This is a genomic window from Sphingobacterium sp. UT-1RO-CII-1, assembly GCF_026711005.1.
Classification (GTDB): Bacteria; Bacteroidota; Bacteroidia; order Sphingobacteriales; family Sphingobacteriaceae; genus Sphingobacterium.
This window is the reverse complement of sequence record NZ_JAPPVJ010000002.1, coordinates 257,603-275,993: the sequence shown is the minus strand read 5'-3', so window position 1 is coordinate 275,993 and position 18,391 is coordinate 257,603. Positions and strand designations below refer to the sequence as shown.

At 35.3% G+C, this 18,391-nt stretch carries 17 protein-coding genes and 1 tRNA gene; 11 read left to right on the top strand and 7 right to left on the bottom strand.

Going from position 1 to position 18,391, the window contains the following annotated elements:
* The first annotated feature begins 503 nt into the window (after positions 1-503).
* Positions 504-800 (top strand): hypothetical protein, encoded by a 297-nt coding sequence (locus ORI89_RS05095; RefSeq protein ID WP_268229359.1) that lies wholly within the window; start codon positions 504-506, stop codon positions 798-800.
* 201 nt (positions 801-1,001) lie between these two features.
* Here the strand turns inward: ORI89_RS05095 and ORI89_RS05090 are convergent, their stop codons facing one another.
* The 3 genes from ORI89_RS05090 to clpB form a co-directional block, all read right to left on the bottom strand.
* Positions 1,002-1,766, bottom strand: a complete 765-nt coding sequence (locus ORI89_RS05090; protein ID WP_268229358.1) for a murein L,D-transpeptidase catalytic domain family protein — start codon at positions 1,764-1,766, stop codon at positions 1,002-1,004.
* Positions 1,767-1,838: 72 nt separating this feature from the next.
* Complete coding sequence (locus ORI89_RS05085; protein ID WP_268229357.1) at positions 1,839-2,801, bottom strand: L,D-transpeptidase; 963 nt, start codon at positions 2,799-2,801, stop codon at positions 1,839-1,841.
* 232 nt (positions 2,802-3,033) lie between these two features.
* A complete protein-coding gene (gene clpB, locus ORI89_RS05080; protein ID WP_268229356.1) occupies positions 3,034-5,637 on the bottom strand; it encodes an ATP-dependent chaperone ClpB in 2,604 nt (867 codons plus the stop codon).
* 254 nt (positions 5,638-5,891) lie between these two features.
* Between clpB and ORI89_RS05075 the strand changes: the two genes are divergently transcribed.
* Positions 5,892-5,964, top strand: a tRNA-Thr gene (locus tag ORI89_RS05075).
* A 60-nt stretch (positions 5,965-6,024) separates the two neighbouring features.
* Here ORI89_RS05075 and ORI89_RS05070 read toward each other — a convergent pair.
* Positions 6,025-6,258: a hypothetical protein gene (locus ORI89_RS05070; protein ID WP_268229355.1), complete on the bottom strand. Its 234-nt coding sequence runs from the start codon at positions 6,256-6,258 to the stop codon at positions 6,025-6,027.
* A gap of 6 nt (positions 6,259-6,264) precedes the next feature.
* Positions 6,265-7,125, bottom strand: a complete 861-nt coding sequence (locus ORI89_RS05065; protein WP_268229354.1) for a universal stress protein — start codon at positions 7,123-7,125, stop codon at positions 6,265-6,267.
* A 299-nt stretch (positions 7,126-7,424) separates the two neighbouring features.
* On the opposite strand from ORI89_RS05065, the gene ORI89_RS05060 reads away from it, so the two are divergent.
* Positions 7,425-8,048, top strand: a complete 624-nt coding sequence (locus ORI89_RS05060) for an RNA polymerase sigma factor (RefSeq protein ID WP_268229353.1) — start codon at positions 7,425-7,427, stop codon at positions 8,046-8,048.
* 2 nt (positions 8,049-8,050) lie between these two features.
* On the top strand, positions 8,051-9,421 hold the full coding sequence (locus tag ORI89_RS05055) for an outer membrane beta-barrel protein (RefSeq protein ID WP_268229352.1): 1,371 nt from the start codon (positions 8,051-8,053) through the stop codon (positions 9,419-9,421).
* On the opposite strand, the gene ORI89_RS05050 is transcribed toward ORI89_RS05055, so the two are convergent.
* Entirely contained in the window at positions 9,418-10,029 is a 612-nt protein-coding gene (locus ORI89_RS05050; RefSeq protein WP_268229351.1) for an HAD family hydrolase, read from the bottom strand. The two genes, ORI89_RS05055 and ORI89_RS05050, sit on opposite strands and share 4 nt — an antisense overlap.
* A 53-nt stretch (positions 10,030-10,082) precedes the next feature.
* A complete protein-coding gene (locus ORI89_RS05045; protein WP_268229350.1) occupies positions 10,083-11,276 on the bottom strand; it encodes a proline dehydrogenase family protein in 1,194 nt (397 codons plus the stop codon).
* An 89-nt stretch (positions 11,277-11,365) separates the two neighbouring features.
* On the opposite strand from ORI89_RS05045, the gene ORI89_RS05040 reads away from it, so the two are divergent.
* The 7 genes from ORI89_RS05040 (at position 11,366) to ORI89_RS05010 (ending at position 18,390) form a co-directional block, all read left to right on the top strand.
* On the top strand, positions 11,366-11,572 hold the full coding sequence (locus ORI89_RS05040; protein WP_268229349.1) for an RNA-binding S4 domain-containing protein: 207 nt from the start codon (positions 11,366-11,368) through the stop codon (positions 11,570-11,572).
* A 14-nt stretch (positions 11,573-11,586) separates the two neighbouring features.
* Positions 11,587-12,651: a 3-dehydroquinate synthase gene (gene aroB / locus ORI89_RS05035; protein WP_326494303.1), complete on the top strand. Its 1,065-nt coding sequence runs from the start codon at positions 11,587-11,589 to the stop codon at positions 12,649-12,651.
* Positions 12,652-12,708: 57 nt separating this feature from the next.
* Complete coding sequence (locus tag ORI89_RS05030; RefSeq protein WP_268229348.1) at positions 12,709-14,010, top strand: MFS transporter; 1,302 nt, start codon at positions 12,709-12,711, stop codon at positions 14,008-14,010.
* Between the two features lie 20 nt (positions 14,011-14,030).
* A complete protein-coding gene (locus ORI89_RS05025) occupies positions 14,031-14,759 on the top strand; it encodes a (Fe-S)-binding protein (protein WP_268229347.1) in 729 nt (242 codons plus the stop codon).
* Positions 14,760-14,775: 16 nt separating this feature from the next.
* A complete protein-coding gene (locus tag ORI89_RS05020) occupies positions 14,776-15,663 on the top strand; it encodes a sugar phosphate isomerase/epimerase family protein (protein ID WP_268229346.1) in 888 nt (295 codons plus the stop codon).
* 6 nt (positions 15,664-15,669) lie between these two features.
* The gene (locus ORI89_RS05015; protein ID WP_268229345.1) at positions 15,670-16,590 is read left to right on the top strand and encodes a hypothetical protein; all 921 of its coding nucleotides are present in this window, start codon (positions 15,670-15,672) and stop codon (positions 16,588-16,590) included.
* 228 nt (positions 16,591-16,818) lie between these two features.
* Entirely contained in the window at positions 16,819-18,390 is a 1,572-nt protein-coding gene (locus ORI89_RS05010; protein ID WP_326494302.1) for a peptide MFS transporter, read from the top strand.
* The last annotated feature ends 1 nt before the right edge of the window (position 18,391 follow it).

Here is an 18,391-nt window from a genome sequence, read left to right as displayed (position 1 = left end):
TTAAAAAATAAGGAAATTGACTTCATTTTTACAATTGTAATGGACGCTCGTCACTAAAGTGGTAACCTTTTTATTGTTTTGCCGGCTTATGTATTAGTAAAATGATTTTATATAAATTTAGTTAAATTCATCAATATACTGTGTAAATATATTAGAAAAAGTTCATTTTCAACCATATTTTATCTCTATATTAAAGTTATTAGTTTGGTTAACTTTGTTAAAAGTCTTTAAATCTTTTGTTTAAGTAGTTTTTATTTGCTATATTACAATTGTCTCTTAATTTAAATGGGTGGCTTGTTTAGTTATATATTGTTAATTATATACGTGTTTCATTCTTTTACCCAATCTCTGCATCTTTTGTCAGTAAGTATTATAGCAAAAGATATAAACAAGCCTTGATGAGTTTCTAATAATTTTGGTTCATTTATCAGAATAGGAAAATTCGAGTTTTAGTAAGAGATATGACATAGCAGAGTATGGAAACTTAAAAAAACAAACATAATATGGAGAAAAAATCAATTTTAGTTAACTACCCAAAGTCAAGTTCAACCCCGGTTAAGGTTGTGTATAGAGTTAGTCAGGAAGATTCCTTTCAAACTATTGAATGTGCGGTAGCTACAGGGCAATCTTTTCCTGAATGGTTGCAACTTAAAAAGTTTGATTTCGTATCTATGAAGTCAAAAGGGGTGTACGATTTGCTTTTTGAAGAGACCAAGTATAATAAAAATCTTGATACGGTTCTTTTTCTTGATCAGGTGTATGCTGAGATTATGAAAACAAATAAATATCCAGTGAATTAAATTAGATATTTTAAATTCTGTTTAAACTTCTAATATTTTAATTGATAGCCTATATGGTTAGTCAATTGTAAGTATTGGTAGAGATAAAAGTGTATGGCGTGAACTCTCTATTTTTTTGTTCATGCCGTACGTTTATATGTATATCAATGCCTCATGTTATAAGCCGAAACAGTTATTTTTACGTGCCCATGTTCGAGAAAATTAGTTGAGTTGTGCCTCTGATTTGTCTGCATTTTCTTTACTTGCTAGCAGGCTATTAGGTTTACGTTCAACAAGTTTTGTATACTTCATATATTCATTATTTTGAGCATAGATGTATATTAAACTACCATTCTTTATAGTATCAATAATGGCTTTATTCAAGTGGCGAGGAAGTGCGGGACAACCATAGCTTCTGCCTAACCTACCTGTCGATTTTATAATAGATTCGTTTGCATAGTCAGCGCCATGAATAACTATGGCGCGAGCTTTTGCTTGATCATTGATTCCTTTTTCTAGTCCATTTAAGACGAGTGAATATCCATTTGAACCATAATAGGTGTTTTCTGTAATGAAGAAGCCCAAGGAGCTTTGGTGTGATTCGTGTTTATTTGAAAACGATGTAGCAAACTTTTCGCCTGATGCTCTGCCGTGGGAAACAATAGTGTGCTGAAGCACTTTCTTGTTTTGCATATCTAAGACTACCATGCGTTTTTCCGTCGATGGGAGAGAGTAGTCTATGATGGTCAAAATGTTCTGTTTCGTTGGGTTTAGTTTCTTATAACCTTGTAAGGCTTCTTCAAAAGCCTCGTACTTGAGGTATTTGACTAGTTCCATTTGGTTATACAATGTGCGGGTTATTGCAGTGGTACTTGGGTGATCGTTTGCTTTAGAGCTTATTGTTTTTACCTCTTTTTCTTTATGGTAGGAGCTCGGAGAGTGACTTACTAATACAATGATAAGTAGAATAAAAAATGTAACGCGCATAAATAAAAAAGCTTTGTCGGATACAAAGCTACAAAAACAAATCTCACTTACTATGTTAAATAAACTTAAATATCAGTCGATTACAACAACAAGTGCTTGGTTGGTTGTTGTCCAATCATAGATGAATTTTGCATGAGATGAAGCATTCCTTACACACATGTGTGACCGAGGGACGGTGCCTAAAGACCAACTATTTTCTATTATAGCTCCTTTAGGGTCATTTGTTGGCACTCCATGAATATAAGCTCCATTGGTAAACCTGCTGGCATATGGAGCGTAGCCGGCTATTTTAGTGGTTCCATCGGCATAATAATACATTTTTGTTTTTTTTTGCTGAATTACAAAAAGTCCAACAGGTGTTTCTTGTGCATATGGGGGTTTATGTTGTCCGGATGTGGCTGGGTTCATGCTACGTATTGTCCAGTTGCCAGAGCTGGATCTTTCCGTTGTTAGTATGTTTTGATTTTTAACATCCACGAATGCGACCTTATGGAAAGTAACTGTATCCCCCAAACTTTCTACGTAACGTTTAGGAATTTGCCAAGTGCCTTCAAAAGAGACGCCTTTTACCTTTATATAATCTGAAGTGTCAGAAGGAATGAGGACCTTAACCAATGCTCCATCACGACCATAAAGAACAGGGGTCTCGGTTTTGTCAATAGCATATAAAGGGACGGATTGATAGCGTTCTACACCTAGTGAGTCCGATATGCGCGTATATGCATTACGATGGAATTGCTCTACTAAGGGGGCTTCTCCGTTTTTATTTCTGTGATTTTGTAAAACAGCGAAAGTTGAGGCTTCTTCTTGGAAACTCTCAATAAAAGCTAACTGTTCTTTTATTTTATCAAATTGAAATGATCTTACTGTATCCTGGTAAGGATACTCGTCATCTAAGGTGTGTTTATCGTAAAGTAAATCTTTTGTTAAAGTAATGTCACTAGCGGTCCAGTCCTTTTTTGTCTTTTGGTCAAGTGCTGTATCTATAAAAGATTCTTTTATTGCACTATCTGTTTGTGGAATCTGTTGATCCAAATTTACTTTCTGTGTGCATGAAGTTATGATTCCAAAGATTATGGAAGGGAAAAAAAAGTTCTTTATTCGCATTGCTTATTTTACAATTTCATGCTTCAAATATAACTAATTGTTTTGTAGTAGATATCTACTGTTTTGTAGTAATACAACTATAAATACTCTATAAGTAAGTTTGAGTATATATAGTTTTAACAAGGGCGTGAGCCCTTGTTAAAACTATAAGTGAGGTAAATTATGACGCAGATTTTTCATTTAAGAAAACAAACTTGCCATCAAATACATCCAGGCGGATATTGGCATCGCTTGATACGCGGCCCGAAAGTATTTCTTTAGAGAGTTCATTAAGGACTCTTTTTTGAATGACACGTTTTAGTGGCCTTGCGCCATATATAGGGTCATAACCCAGTTGGGCTAGCCATTCTAAAGCTTCATCGCTAGCTGAAATACTGATGTTTTGTTCTGCTAACTGTTTTTGGAGCAAATCAAATTGCATCTTCACTATATCTCCAATTTCTTCTCGGCTTAAAGGCGTAAACATAATGACCTCATCAATACGATTTAAAAACTCGGGACGTATAGTTTTTTGCAGAATACTGAAAACATCATCCTTGGTCTGCGCAATAATCTCCTCCCTATTGCTTTCATTTAATTTTGAGAAGTTTTCTTGTATAACAGATGATCCGGTATTTGAAGTCATGATAATAATGGTGTTTTTAAAGTTGACCACACGACCTTTGTTGTCAGTCAAATGACCATCATCAAGTACTTGCAGTAGAATGTTGAATACATCTGGATGTGCTTTTTCTATTTCATCTAATAATACAACAGAGTAAGGTCTTCGACGTACTGCCTCCGTTAGCTGACCGCCTTCATCATACCCAACATAGCCTGGAGGCGCTCCTATAAGTCTAGATACGGCGTGTCTCTCTTGGTATTCTGACATGTCGATGCGAACCATTGCATGGTCGTCATCAAATAAAAATTCCGCAAGTGCTTTTGCTAACTCTGTTTTTCCGACACCAGTTGTTCCCAAGAAGATAAATGATCCTATAGGTCGCTTCGCGTCACTTAAGCCGGCTCTTGAGCGTCTAATAGCGTCAGAAATGGCTTCGATTGCTTCATGTTGTCCTGCAACTCGTTTATGGAGTTCGGATTCTAAAGTTAGTAGTTTCTCGCGTTCAGATTGTATCATTTTATTAACAGGAATACCTGTCCATCTAGAAACAACATCGGCAATATCTTCTGATGTAACCTCTTCTTTTAGCATCCTGCTATTCTCTTGTTTCTCTGCCAGTTCTAGTTTTAGTTTTTCAACCTGAGCTTGAGCCTCTTTTATTTTTCCATAACGTAATTCTGCTACTTTTCCATAATCACCTGCACGTTCTGCTTGATCTGCTTCAAGTTTATAATCTTCAATATTTTGAATTTCTTGGTTGACACGATCAACTAATGTTTTTTCCGATTGCCATGCAGCTTTTAAAGAGTCCCTTTCGTTGCTTAAATTTGCGATAGTCTCCGTTAATTCTGATACTTTTTTAGCATCATTTTCACGTTTAATTGCTTCCCGTTCAATTTCTAGCTGCATAATTCGACGATCTAATTCATCTACAGCTTCAGGAACTGAGTCCATTTCAAGACGTAATTTGGAAGCTGCTTCGTCAATTAAATCAATCGCCTTATCGGGAAGAAATCTATCTGTAATGTAGCGCTGTGATAATTCTACGGCTGCAATGATAGATTCATCAAGAATACGGACTTTGTGATGTGTTTCGTATTTCTCTTTAAGTCCACGCAGTATAGATATTGCATCTTGTGTGTCAGGTTCGTCAACCAAAACCTTTTGAAAACGACGTTCTAATGCTTTGTCTTTTTCAAAATATTTTTGATATTCATTTAATGTTGTTGCTCCTATGGCTCTCAGCTCTCCCCTGGCTAGGGCAGGTTTTAAAATATTAGCAGCATCCATAGCTCCTTCGCCACCGCCTGCCCCGACAAGTGTATGAATCTCATCTATAAATAGAATAATTTCACCATCACTATCGGTTACTTCTTTTACGACAGCTTTTAAGCGCTCTTCAAATTCACCTTTATATTTAGCGCCAGCAATTAAAGCTCCCATATCTAGCGAGAAAACAGTTTTTGTTTTTAAGTTTTCGGGAGCGTCACCTTTAATGATTCGATGTGCAATGCCTTCTGCTATGGCTGTTTTACCTACTCCAGGTTCACCTACCAAAATGGGGTTGTTTTTTGTGCGCCTTGATAAGATCTGCATGACACGGCGAATTTCTTCATCTCGACCAATAACAGGGTCTAATTTTCCAGATTCGGCATAATCATTTAAATTTCGCGCATATTTTCCTAAAGCATTATACGTAGCTTCCGCATTTTGGTCTGTTACTCTATTATTTCCTCTCAGATCTTTAATCGCTTTTTTAAGATCTTTTTCATTGACTCCTTGATCTTTTAATAAAGATGCTACTTTATCATTGCTGGATAATAAGCCGAGTAAAATGTGTTCAATCGAAACAAACTCGTCATTAAACTCTTTAAGATAGCTTTGAGATTTTTGCAATAAGCTATTTGTGCTATTACTTAAGTATACATTGCTACCACTTACTTTAGGGAGGGATTGTATTTGTTTATCTACCTCGTCTGTTAAGTAGTCTATGTTTACATTTAATTTTTTTAATAAATGGGTTATCACATTCTCGCCCACTAGCAATAAAGCTTTTAGTATATGGGAGGGTTCAATAGATTGTTGTTGATTACCTATTGTGATTTCAGAAGCTTTTTGTATAACCTCCTGTGCTTTTATTGTATAATTGTTGAAATTCATAAAGTTATATCTAAAGTTTTGTTTTTAATTAATTAGTGATTAACAATTTAAGTGCCTCTTTTATTGTTAATGGTTGGTAGTGAATAAATGTCATACAAAACCCGTTGTAACTGACTAAATGGCTGTTTTTGTATTTTTTTTAACCTGATAATCAGACTATTTGTTTATTAGGCTGTAACAGTATCTTAAATGTGTTTGGAAAATAGGTTTTTAGTTATCATCTTTGCAGCAGAGAGCGATAGTCCTCTCTAATTGCCTCCTTAGCTCAGCTGGTAGAGCAACTGACTTGTAATCAGTAGGTCATTGGTTCGACTCCGATAGGAGGCTCATTAAAAAAGGTGAAAATAATATTATTTTCACCTTTTTTTTGATGTTAATAAGCTTTTGTTATTTTAACAACATTGCTTCTTTATTTTTTAGGAGCTGCTGATAGGTTGGCCTTTCATCTTTCCATACCATATGATGAGGAGTAGGCAGCATGATTTTGTATTGCCTGCCATTGATTTTAAAAAAGAACAACATACCATGTTCTTGCCCTTTGTCATCAACAATCAGTGTATATTCTTTTAGTTTTTCGCTTAGTAATCCTGCAGATTTAATTAATATTTCGATATTATTCATCTTTAACTAAAAATTTCCTGGATGATCGCCTTCATGTAAAATTAATGATGCTGTATTCGTATGCATGCGTAGCTTGTTGCTCATACTTGATGTAAATAGGCGTTCAAGTAAATTTCTATTTCTTTTCACAAGGCATAACAGGTCTACGCGGTTACTATCTATATATTTGTTAATTGAATTTTCGATAGACTCTTCGTATTCTAAAAATATAAACTCTAGATTCTCTTGATTAAACATTTTTTCCCAACGAGTGGCTAGTGCTATAATGTCTAGGTTTTTATCTTTATGTACATGTAGGCATTTGACCTTAATGCCAAAACGAGAAGCGATTTTAAGAATTTCTGATAATGGTTTTTCATCTTTTTCACGAAACATCGTTGTGAACACAATTTCTTTAATCCCTCTATAGTTTGCTTCTAAGGGGACAGATAATACAGGGATTTTTACTCCCCTAAGGACACTGAGTGTGTTTGACCCGAATATTTTATCAATTATACCATCAGCTCTGTTGGTTCCCATTACAATTAGTTGTATTTTTTCCTTTGCAACCACATGATCGACATTAGATATGACTGTTCCTTCATGAAATAGGAATGTTAGGTTTATATCTGTTAAAGAGTGCTCTGATGCTAATTCACGAAGCCTATTACTATGTGTTTTGAAGCTTTCAAATTGCTGCAACTCATAGTTTTCGTAGATCTCAGGCACTAATTCAGGTTGTCCTGCATGCGTGGCAGATAGTACAGGTTGAATATATGTGTGCAGTACAAAAATTTCTGCCTCAAGTTCTTTAGCTAAGTTTAAAGCATAAATAAAAGCATTATTTGCTGCTTTAGAAAAATCAGTAGGAAATAAAATTTTTCTCATGGTGTCCATTTTATTAGTATCCATAAGCAATTTACGATTTTATAAAGTAGTAATCAAAGTAAATCCGATAAATTTACGAGTACAGAACTTGCTTATAAGCAGATCATTCAGATTAAATAGCATGGAGGGAGGAGGCTGTTGGAAAATATATTGTAAATAATTGATAGAGCTGTAGCAATTGCTTGTCTTTATACGTATTCGTAAAAATCTTAATAAAGAAATTTATGAAATATAATCAGTCGGACTTCTGACAATCAAAATTAAATTTTAACTTGGGGTATCAGAACGGTTGATTTTAAGTGAAGATTATTAAACAATATTGGGGAAGAAAGGATTCATTGTCTTTGAGAAAAGCATTGGAGTCTTGCCCTATTGAAGGTGACGAAAGGGGGCAATCATTTGTTTATAAGCGATATTACGGATATTTGATGGCTATTGCGTTAAGATATACAAACGAGCAAATGGAGGCGGAGGAGGTTGTTAATGAGAGTTTTATAAAATGTTTTAGACGGTTGAGTACGTTCGTAATGAATGCCGATGATGAAATACTGGATAAGACATTTAAAGCTTGGCTGGCTCGTATAACAGTTAATACTGCTATAGATGCTCTAAGAGCAAAAAAGTCAGTTGATTTTTTTGATGATATTTCGGCAGAGGAATTGAAGACACATTCCGTAATGATTTCTGACAGTCTGGAAGTGGAGGATATTTTAAAATTGTTGAATAGAATACCGGAAATTCAGCGATCAATTTTTAATATGTTTGAAATAGAAGGGTACTCACATGAAGAGATAGCTGAAAAATTGAATATTCCTGAAAGTACATCGAGAACTTATCTAACACGGGCTAAGCAACGGTTGCGCAAATTATATCAGGAAGAAATTGATGTGCTACAGAATAGCAAAATTTTAAAAGGTGGATAGGAATGGTAGATAAAAATAAAAAAGAATTAATCGATCTTATCAAAGAGCGATTAAAAGAAATGCCAGATGTCGCCTACAGAGAGGGAGCATGGGAGGCTTTTCGGGATAAAAATAAACCTGTTAGTATGCATCGTCCTTTGCGGAAGCTGTGGATTGCTGCTGCTGTATTAGCTGTGTTTGGTAGTGCTGCTTTAATTTTAGTTAATGTTAAAAATAAAATCGATGATAATCAGTTTCTGACAGAAGCTGTAGCTCCACAAACATTGAATGGGGATAAAGAAGATGTAAACGAAAGATATTTAGATAAAAGTTATAAAGAGGATAGATTCGTAACACTTAGCCAAGGTAATAGCAATGATCAATTAGGGAAAGACTTAAAAACAACGGGTAAAAAAGAGAGTTTTAATCGCCAGGGAGGTGAAGACTTATTTAGTTTATCATTAAGTAGCCTATCTACTTCTGTCAGAGCTTTAAATGTAAAAGCGTCTGTAGTTGATTTAACTATAGAGCCCCAACATCAGCTTAAGCTATTCGATGATGACGAAGTGTATGGGTATCAAGGAGAAGCTTCTACTGGTATGGTAATGGCACAAAACGCTATTCAAAATTATGAAAACAAGTCGCAAAATATAGAGCAACTAACTCCAAAGAGAATGGCTCTATCTAATAAATTTGAATTAGGTCTTTTCTTGAGTCCAGCTCGAACTATGGAAACGTTCGATGTAGGAGGAGGGATGCTACTTTCTTATAATTTAAGTAAGAATGTTTCTGTTAGAACAGGAGCCGCTTTTAATCAATATGAAGTTGGTATTTTAGCCGAAAATATAGGTAAGAAGGGGGGACGTGGTGTTTCTCAAGAGGTGGCGCAGGATTTTGTTGTAGTTGGCCGTCATGAAACCCAGATGCTTAGTGGTGATATTCCTTATCGGGCTAATGCTGTTATGAAGCCTAATTTGAAATCTGTGACAGGAAAGGTGCAAACCTTGGATATTCCTGTAGAGGTCAAATATAATATGAATAAGAACTTTTATATTGTAGGGGGAGTATCCTCTGCCATTGTCCTCTCTCAAGAACGTTTTAATCATGTTACTGAATTTGCTAACCCTGTTAAATTAGCTAGTGATAAGGAATCTGATAGACCTTTAAATGAAAAAGAACTGATTGTAAGGGAAACAAAATCAGTTAGTAAAGAGTCTAATATAAATACAAATGGTTTTGGTGGTTTTATTAATCTTTCTATAGGAAAAAAGACCGACGTTAGTCGATCTTTAAAAATATCGGTAGAGCCTTTCATCAAGTTTCCTGTTGGTCAGTTCAAGCGAGCTGATATGAACTATACGAATGGAGGAATTAAAGTGATTACGAGCTTTTAGATCTGATCAATTCTTACCCATGCCATGCCTGCTGAGATAGCTGCTTGGACACCAGGATCACCATCTTCAAAAACTAAGCATTCTGAGGGAGCAACACCTAACTGTTCAGCGGCCAATAAGAAAGGTTGAGGAGAGGGTTTGCCTTCCGGTGTATCCCCTGCACAAACTAAAGTTTCAAACTTGCCTACTATATCAATCACATCGAGCGTGATATTTAAAGTAGATCTTGAGCCGCCCGATACAAGTCCTATTCTTTTTTTTCCAACATTAGCTAATAGATGTTCTACAACATAATCTATACGTTGTGTTTTTTGAATATGGTCTTCTATAAAAATAGCTGATTTGCGAGCTGAGAAGGTGGTAACATCTATTTCCACGTTATAGCGTTTAGAAATCTCGAGTGCAACATCGACTGTGGGCCACCCAGCTAATTCATCAATTATATCAGGGTCAAGTTCAATTCCATGTTCTGCAGCCACTGCAACATAAGATGCTTTATGTGCTTTCATATTGTCAGCTAAAGTTCCGTCTACATCATATAAAAGTGCTTTAAATGATGTAGATTTTTCTTGCAAAAAAGCCAATTTATTCTTAGATTCTGTAGTCATAGGGGCAAAAATAAACAATCCCGATTATATTAGATCGGGATTGTTGTGCAATTTTATTTCTTATTTTTTCTACGTTGTTTTTCTCGCATTATTAATGCCAGTTCTCGTCCTGTTTGCCCGCCCACTGATGTATTCTCTTGTGCACGTCTAAATAAATAAGGCATAACTGATTTTACAGGGCCATAAGGCATATATTTAGCAACATTAAAACCTGCTGCCGCAAGGTTAAAAGATAAATTGTCGGACATTCCCAGTAATTGAGCAAAATATATATGTTCATTCTTTGGTGATATCCCTCTTTCTACAAGCTCTTCAGCTAATATTCGGGAGCTTTCTTCATTATGCGTGCCTGCCATTAGACCGATCCTGTTGATATGATCTAGGCAAAAGTATAATGCTTCATTATAATCTTTATCAGCAGCTTTCTTATTTGGTTGAATAGGAGAAGGGTAGCCCATTTCTTGTGCTCTTTGACGCTCTATTTCCATATAAGCACCACGTACCAATTTAGCCCCGAGGTAAAAGTTCTGAGTTTGGGCATAAGCAAAGTCTGCTTTTAGCGATGCTAATTTATCCGCACGGTATATCTGATAGGTGTTATAAACGATTACCTGCTCTTTGTTGTATTTCTCCATCATCTCCCTTGCCAAATCATCAATTGTATCTTGAATCCATGAATGTTCAGCATCTACTAAAACTTTGATACCCGCTTGATGGCAAGCACTACAAATACTATCTATTCGCTTGTAAAGTTTGTCAAACTCTATTTTTTCAGCGTCTGTTAATTCTTGTTTAGCATCAACTTTAGCTAAAAGGTCAAACCTTCCTAAGCCAGTGGGTTTGAAAACACAAAAAGAAATGTGAGAGTTCTTTTTAGCATACTCGACAGTACGCAGTATTTCAGCATGCGTCTCATCAAAACTTTTTTCACTTTCTTCTCCTTCTACCGAGTAATCTAAGATAGTTGTTACATTACCTTTACCAAGATCAGTAATGGATTGGGCACAACCTTCTATTGATTCGCCTCCACAAAATTGTTTGTAAATTGTGTTACGAATTATCCCTTGGATGGGTAAGCCTATGTTTAAAGCTAAATTAGTAATTGGTGTTCCTATTTTTATGAGCGCATTACTTGCTACCATTTTAAATAACCAGTAGGCTTTTTCTAAATCTTTATCACTTTTATTGCGGAAAGCAATTTCAGTATTATTGAAATCAAGTTTAACGCGATTATTTTCTGAAATCATATAATAAATAATTTAGGGGCAAAATTAAAGATTTATTTTGAATAGCCTTATATTTACGCTTTAATTAAGCAGTTTTTTATTTATAGAATATGCAAACGTTTTCTTTGAAGGGAGATTATATACAATTAATCCAATTGCTAAAAGCAATGAATTGGGTAGAGCATGGCGCAATGGCCCAGTATGTTGTTGACGAAGGTATGGTTTTGTACAATGGAGTGGTAGATTACAGAAAAAGATTAAAAGTTAGGGTGGGTGACGTGGTAGAGTTTGATGGACAGAAGGTTGAAATTATTTAAGCAAAGTATTAATAATGTATATAAATAGTATTGGTTATAAAGTTTTTTTTGAAGACGCGTTGCAGTCTCTTCAGCAATTTATTACAGAAGGCAATTATTCACAAGTTTTGATATTAGTTGATCGGAATACGAATGATCATTGTTTACCTGTTTTACAGTCGGCTCTACCTGATATTCTTGATTATGATATTATTGAAGTAGATCCAGGGGAAGAAAATAAAAATATTGACTTTTGTATAGGAGTTTGGAATACAATGCTTGATTTTGGTGCTGATAGGAAATCGCTAATGATTAATTTAGGCGGGGGGGTGGTTACTGATATGGGTGGGTTTGCTGCGTCTACTTTTAAGAGAGGGATAGACTTCATTCAGATACCAACAACTTTATTGGCACAGGTCGATGCTTCAGTTGGAGGAAAAACTGGAATAGATTTAGGCAATGTGAAAAATATAATAGGGACTTTTAATCAGCCCAAAGCTGTTTTTATAAGCTCAGCATTTTTAGAAACTTTAGATGACAGACAAACAAAATCAGGCTATGCGGAGATTATAAAGCATGGGCTTATATATGATAAGGATTTGTTTTTTAAAGTTAAAAACATCAACGAATCTCTATCAGGATCTTTAGACGCTCTTGTTTTTCGATCCGTAGAGATTAAAAACGAGGTTATTACAAAAGATCCGCATGAGCAAAATTTACGAAAAATATTGAATTTCGGACATACCATTGGTCATGCAATAGAAGGGTATTCTATGCTGCATGATGCCGAACCTTTATTACATGGTGAAGCTATCGGTATAGGTATGATTTGTGAAGGTTATTTAAGCTATAAATTAAATAACCTTACTAAAGACGAACTTCAGCACATTGTTGACGTGTTTAAAGAGTTGTACCCTCGTTATATATTCGATAAAAAAATATATGCCGACCTCATCGATCTAATGCGTAACGACAAGAAAAACGAATCTAATAAATTAGGTTTTGTTTTGTTAAGTAAGATCGGATCCTGTGATTATAACAAATTTATTAGCGAAGAGGATGTTTATGCTAGTTTAGACTTTTATTTGAGTTTAAACTAAAATCTGCACTATAAGAGATATAAAAAAGTTGTTCAGAATTGTATTCTATTAAATAATATGCAGGTTTTACAAAAAAATGATAAGAAATTAATCCGGTCGTGGTCCATGTATGATTGGGCCAATTCGGCCTATAATTTAGTTATTACCTCGACAATATTCCCTGCATATTATACCGCTATTACACATACACAAGAGCATGGCGACCACGTTTTATTTTTTGGAATAAAAGTCATCAATACAGCTTTGTCGAATTTTGCTTTGGCTATTGCTTATTTATTAATGGCGATTAGTCTACCTTTTATCTCTTCGTATGCGGATATTCAAGGTAAGAAAAAGCCTTTAATGATATTTTTCACCTATTTAGGAGCCTTATCGTGTATGGGGTTGTTTTTCTTTAGGTTAGAAACGCTGGAAGTAAGCGTTATTTTATTCGGTATTGCTGCTATGGGATATATAGGAGGTGTTTTATTTAACAATTCTTATTTGCCTGAGATAGCAAGTGTAGATCAGCAGGATAGGGTTAGTGCGAAAGGCTTTGCATATGGGTATGTTGGCTGCGTTACTCTGCAGTTAATTTGCTTAGTTTTCATATTAAAACCTGAATGGTTTGGGATTAGCGACCCGTCTTTTGGTCCCCGCCTTTCTTTTTTACTTGTAGGTGTTTGGTGGGCTGCTTTTGCCACTATCCCCTTTAAAGCCTTGCCGAATAATAAAAAACAAGATGTACGAGCTTCAAGAAACTTGTTTAAAACTGTTGTTTTAGAATTTAGAATTGTACAGCGAAAAATAAAAAACATAAGTGCAATCAGGAGGTTTCTTCCGGCTTATTTTTTTTATTCTGCAGGTGTACAGACCGTGATGATCGTCGCTGCTGCTTTTGGTGCGAAAGAACTTAATTTAGATAGCTCTAAACTGATTGTTACCATATTATTAATACAACTATTGGCTATTGCTGGTGCCTTGATAATGTCGTGGTTATCTAAGCTTTTTGGAAATATTACTACCTTGTTGTTTGTGGTATGTGTGTGGATAGGCATTTGTATAGCAGCTTTTTATATTCAAACTGAAGTGCATTTTTATGTTATTGCCTGTTTAGTTGGCTTAGTTATGGGTGGTATACAATCATTATCGAGGTCAACATACTCGAAGTTTTTACCCGCTAATATAAAAGATACGGCCTCTTTTTTTAGTTTTTATGATGTTACTGAGAAGTTAGCTATCGTTTTGGGATTAGTTTCTTTTGGCGTCATCGAACAGATTACGGGAAATATCCGCTTATCAGCGGTATCATTATCTATTTTCTTTATTTTAGGATTTATACTCTTATTAAAAGTTTTGAAATTTAATAAGGTTGCCTAAAGATATATTAATAATATTCTATGAATGTAGAGCTATTTATACCATGTTTTATTGATCAAATTTACCCAGAGACAGCTTTCAATACAGTGAAGCTTTTGGAGAAAGCAGGTTGTATAGTCGATTATAATCCTGAACAAACTTGTTGTGGACAACCTGCGTATAATGCAGGCTTTTGGGATGAAGCAAAAAAGACTGGATCACAATTTTTAAATGTATTTTCAGAAGATAAGTATATTGTAGCCCCATCAGCATCTTGTGTAAGTATGGTAAAGGGGGGATATGATGATTTGTTCACCAATTCTATTGAGCATAACCGTTGTCGTAATATTCAACAAAACATGTATGAATTAAGTGATTTTTTAGTAAACATAGCTAAAAAAGAGTATTTTGGTGCTGAATTGATTGGTACTGCTGTTTATCACGACTCATGTTCTGCTTTACGGGAGTGTCATCTTAGGGAAGAACCCCGTCGTTTATTAAATCAAGTAGGAGGTTTATCACTAGTAGAGATGGAAGATGGTGAGACCTGTTGTGGTTTTGGTGGAACATTTGCAGTGAAGTTTGAAGGGATATCAGTAGCAATGGCAGAACAGAAGGTTAAACGAGCGATGGACCTTCAGGCAGATTATATCATTTCAACGGATAGCTCTTGTTTACTACAAATGCAAGCTTATATCGATAAGCATCAATTACCGATAAAAACAAAACATCTAGCCGATGTGTTGACTTCCGGCTGGGCAAATATTTAACTAAATCTAAAGAATAATGAATTCAAGAAGAACATTTTTAAAACACTTAGGGTTAGCTACTGCAGGTCTGGCTGTAGCACCATCAATTGATGTATTTGCTGGAGCAAAGAAGCAATGGTTTGAAATATCTTTAGCCGAATGGTCGTTACACAAAACTTTATTTAAGGGCGATCTTAAAAACATTGATTTTCCAGAATTGGCAGCCAAGAAGTTCGGTATTTATGGTGTCGAGTATGTAAACGCTTTTTTTAAGGATAAGGCAAAGGATATGACTTACCTAAAAGATCTTAATGGAAGAGCTAAAGATAACGGTGTTAAAAATGTTTTGATCATGGTTGATGGCGAAGGAAACTTGGGAGACGAAGATAATGCAAAACGTGTTGCAGCTGTAGAAAATCATTATAAATGGGTTGATGCCGCAGCTTTTTTAGGTTGTAAATCAATTCGTGTCAATGCAGCTGGACAGGGAACACCCGAAGAAGTGAAAAATCGTGTTGTAGAAAGCTTAAGTACTTTAGCGGATTATGGTAAAAAAGCAAAAATAAATGTTATTGTTGAAAACCATGGAGGTATATCTTCGCACGGCGACTGGTTAGCAAGTGTGTTAAAAGCAGTTGGTAAGAAGAATTGTGGAAGCTTACCTGATTTAGGCAACTTTTATGAGTATGACAGATATCAAGGGGTAGAAGATCTAATGCCATATGCAAAGGGAGTTAGTGCAAAAACGAATGTATTTAACGAGAATGGTGATGAAGCTAATATTGATTATGGCCGTATGATGCAGATTATCAAAAAAGCTAAATTTAAAGGTTATATAGGAATCGAGTATGAAGGTAGTGAACTTTCAGAAGTAGATGGTATTATAGCGTCTAAAAAACTATTAGAGCGTTACATTAATTTGTAGTATTGAATGAGTTGGAAACGAGCTGTTAACAAAAACTATATAAAGCTTTATGTTAGCTTATTTTCTCTTTTCATAATTGTCTTCCTACCTATTTCAATGAATGCGCAAGTTGATAATAAGCGCATGGAGATTTTGGAAGATAGCCTTCGACTTGTAGGTGAAGCGATGTACAACTTGAAAGGTGAAGCAGAGCGAATAGATAAGAATTTTATTTTTGTCAAAACACTAGTTTCTTCTTTAAAAGAAAAAAACTCATATGATTATGGGTTTAAACAATTGAACATGATTTCTATCATCAATTCTCCTGATGATAGATTTCGTGTTTTTTCATGGAATATCCCCTTAAATGACGGCTCTTACCTTTATTATGGTGCTATTCAAGTGAAAACAAACGATGGAAGCTTAAAGCTAATACCGTTGCTTGATAAAACTTTCGAAATTAGTGAGCCAGAGAAAGAGTTATTAAAAAATGATAAATGGTATGGTGCACAATATGTCGAAGTATTGGGGTTGTCATCAAATAGTTATGTTTTGTTGGGATGGAAAGGACACCATAGTACCTATTCGCAGAAGGTTATAGAAGTGTTAACGTATGATAAGGGAAATTTTATTTTTGGAGCAAAGGTTTTTGAAAATGAAAGGGAACGTACAAGGAAAATCTTTAATTATGGGCGGGGCTTAACTATGTATCTAAAATATCACAAAGAGCTAAACAGTATCGTTTTTGACCATATAGTACCTGTAGAACCTGAGTTTAAAGATCAGTATCAATATTATGGCCCCGACTTAAGCTTTGATGCTTACGAATTGACAGACGGACTTTTACGTTTAAAATCTAATATTGTTTTTAATAGTCAGGAACCTATATCTGATATGGATGAGACGAAGCCTGGGCGTGCTATACCGAATAAGAAAAGTGGATTATAGCGGAATTAGTATTGGAAAATATATTATTTTTACTTTCTTTGTAAGGCAAAGAAGATCTAATGTAGATTATTATTCGTTAAATCTTTAGCTTATTTGAAAAAGCAAAATTTATTTAGTGTTTTGTGTGTTGACGATATAATAGATTACGTAGTTCATAGAACCATTGATTAATAAACCGAGCGTGGTTTAGCTCAAATTATAATTATTTACAATTTATAAATGACTCAAATGAAAGATGATGCCTTAGTAGGTCACTTGTCCAAAAAAGGTATAGATGACACGATGTTAATGGGGCACCCGGCGAGTTTATTCGTCCTGTTCTTTACAGAAATGTGGGAACGCTTTAGCTACTATGGTATGCGAGCTCTTCTAACTGTTTTCCTCGTCACAGAAGTAGCTAAAGGAGGTTGGGGATGGACCAACGCAGATGCTATGCAACTTTACGCATGGTATACAGGTTTAGTTTATCTAACACCGTTAATTGGGGGAATGATAGCTGATAAGTTAACTGGTTATCGTCAAGCTATTGTTTTAGGCGCATTAATTATGACACTCGGTCATTTATCTATGGCGTTTGAAATGTTTGATAATAATTTCTTTTTTGTCGGTCTTGTACTGATGATACTAGGAAATGGTTTGTTCAAACCAAATATTTCATCTATGGTCGGGGAGTTGTACCCAGATACAAGCTCAAAGAAGGATGCGGGCTACACTATTTTCTATATGGGTATTAATGCGGGGGCATTTTTGGGAATGTTGCTGTGTGGCTATATCGGGGAAAAAGTAGGTTGGCATTGGGGTTTTGGTTTAGCAGGTGTATTTATGTTTTTTGGCATGATGCAATTTTATTTTGGTCAGAAAATCTTTGGAGTTATTGGTCAAAAGCCTGTTAGTAAGCATGAGCAACAGTTAAAAGAAAACGATATTGAGGAAGAAGTTGTGCCTAAGAATGTTGTGCGCGATCGTTTAATTGTTGTAGGTGTTTTGATGTTTGCGAGTTTGTTTTTCTTTTTTGCTTTTGAGCAGGCTGGCGGTTCCATGACAATTTTTGCTAAAGATTATACACAACGGGTGTTGGATGGTCATACAGGACAAATATTTAAATGGGTAGATGCTGCATTAACCGTGTTTCCGATATTGATAGTTACTTGGGTGCTTTATCAGTTATCTACTAAAATTGTGGATAAATATCCGCGAACAATTTTATTTACTGGTATTTCCTTCGCAATTATTTGGGGACTTGGTATTTGGAAAGTATATAATGAATTTACGTTAGAGCATACAGAGGTTACCGTTTCTTGGTTCCAAATCTTAAATTCTTTTTTCATTATTACATTAGCGTCATCATTTAGTAAGATATGGGAGAAGGTATGGAACCCATCAGGCCCTGTTAAATTCGCCATGGGGTTAACTTTAGTAGGTATAGGATTTGTAGTGTTAGCCTTTGGTGCGAGTAGTATTCCGCAAGGTGCTAAAACTGCGTCAGTAAGTATGATATGGCTTATCTTGGCATACTTTTTCCACACTTCTGGCGAGCTTTGCTTATCGCCAGTAGGTTTATCTTATGTTTCTAAACTATCACCAAAAAAATTAGCTGGTCTTTTGTTTGGTTTATGGTTCACAGCTTCTGCGATAGCTAATTTTATAGCAGGTCAAACAGGAGCGTATATTGATAAGATATCCGAGACGTATTCTATGTCTATATTTTTCTATATCATAGCTAGTATTCCTATTGCAGCGGCTTTGTTATTATTAGTTTTTAATCCATTATTAAAGAAGATGATGCATGGCATCAACTAAC

What these genes read in the sequence shown, in the direction of transcription:
- ORI89_RS05040 (WP_268229349.1), top strand. Translation starts at nt 11,366, where the DNA reads ATGCAAACGTTTTCTTTGAAGGGAGATTATATACAATTAATCCAATTG.
- clpB (WP_268229356.1), bottom strand. Translation starts at nt 5,637, where the DNA reads ATGAATTTCAACAATTATACAATAAAAGCACAGGAGGTTATACAAAAA.
- ORI89_RS05020 (WP_268229346.1), top strand. Translation starts at nt 14,776, where the DNA reads ATGAATTCAAGAAGAACATTTTTAAAACACTTAGGGTTAGCTACTGCA.
- ORI89_RS05065 (WP_268229354.1), bottom strand. Translation starts at nt 7,125, where the DNA reads ATGAGAAAAATTTTATTTCCTACTGATTTTTCTAAAGCAGCAAATAAT.
- ORI89_RS05050 (WP_268229351.1), bottom strand. Translation starts at nt 10,029, where the DNA reads ATGACTACAGAATCTAAGAATAAATTGGCTTTTTTGCAAGAAAAATCT.
- aroB (WP_326494303.1), top strand. Translation starts at nt 11,587, where the DNA reads ATGTATATAAATAGTATTGGTTATAAAGTTTTTTTTGAAGACGCGTTG.
- ORI89_RS05090 (WP_268229358.1), bottom strand. Translation starts at nt 1,766, where the DNA reads ATGCGCGTTACATTTTTTATTCTACTTATCATTGTATTAGTAAGTCAC.
- ORI89_RS05015 (WP_268229345.1), top strand. Translation starts at nt 15,670, where the DNA reads ATGAGTTGGAAACGAGCTGTTAACAAAAACTATATAAAGCTTTATGTT.
- ORI89_RS05030 (WP_268229348.1), top strand. Translation starts at nt 12,709, where the DNA reads ATGCAGGTTTTACAAAAAAATGATAAGAAATTAATCCGGTCGTGGTCC.
- ORI89_RS05025 (WP_268229347.1), top strand. Translation starts at nt 14,031, where the DNA reads ATGAATGTAGAGCTATTTATACCATGTTTTATTGATCAAATTTACCCA.
- ORI89_RS05010 (WP_326494302.1), top strand. Translation starts at nt 16,819, where the DNA reads ATGAAAGATGATGCCTTAGTAGGTCACTTGTCCAAAAAAGGTATAGAT.
- ORI89_RS05045 (WP_268229350.1), bottom strand. Translation starts at nt 11,276, where the DNA reads ATGATTTCAGAAAATAATCGCGTTAAACTTGATTTCAATAATACTGAA.
- ORI89_RS05070 (WP_268229355.1), bottom strand. Translation starts at nt 6,258, where the DNA reads ATGAATAATATCGAAATATTAATTAAATCTGCAGGATTACTAAGCGAA.
- ORI89_RS05055 (WP_268229352.1), top strand. Translation starts at nt 8,051, where the DNA reads ATGGTAGATAAAAATAAAAAAGAATTAATCGATCTTATCAAAGAGCGA.
- ORI89_RS05095 (WP_268229359.1), top strand. Translation starts at nt 504, where the DNA reads ATGGAGAAAAAATCAATTTTAGTTAACTACCCAAAGTCAAGTTCAACC.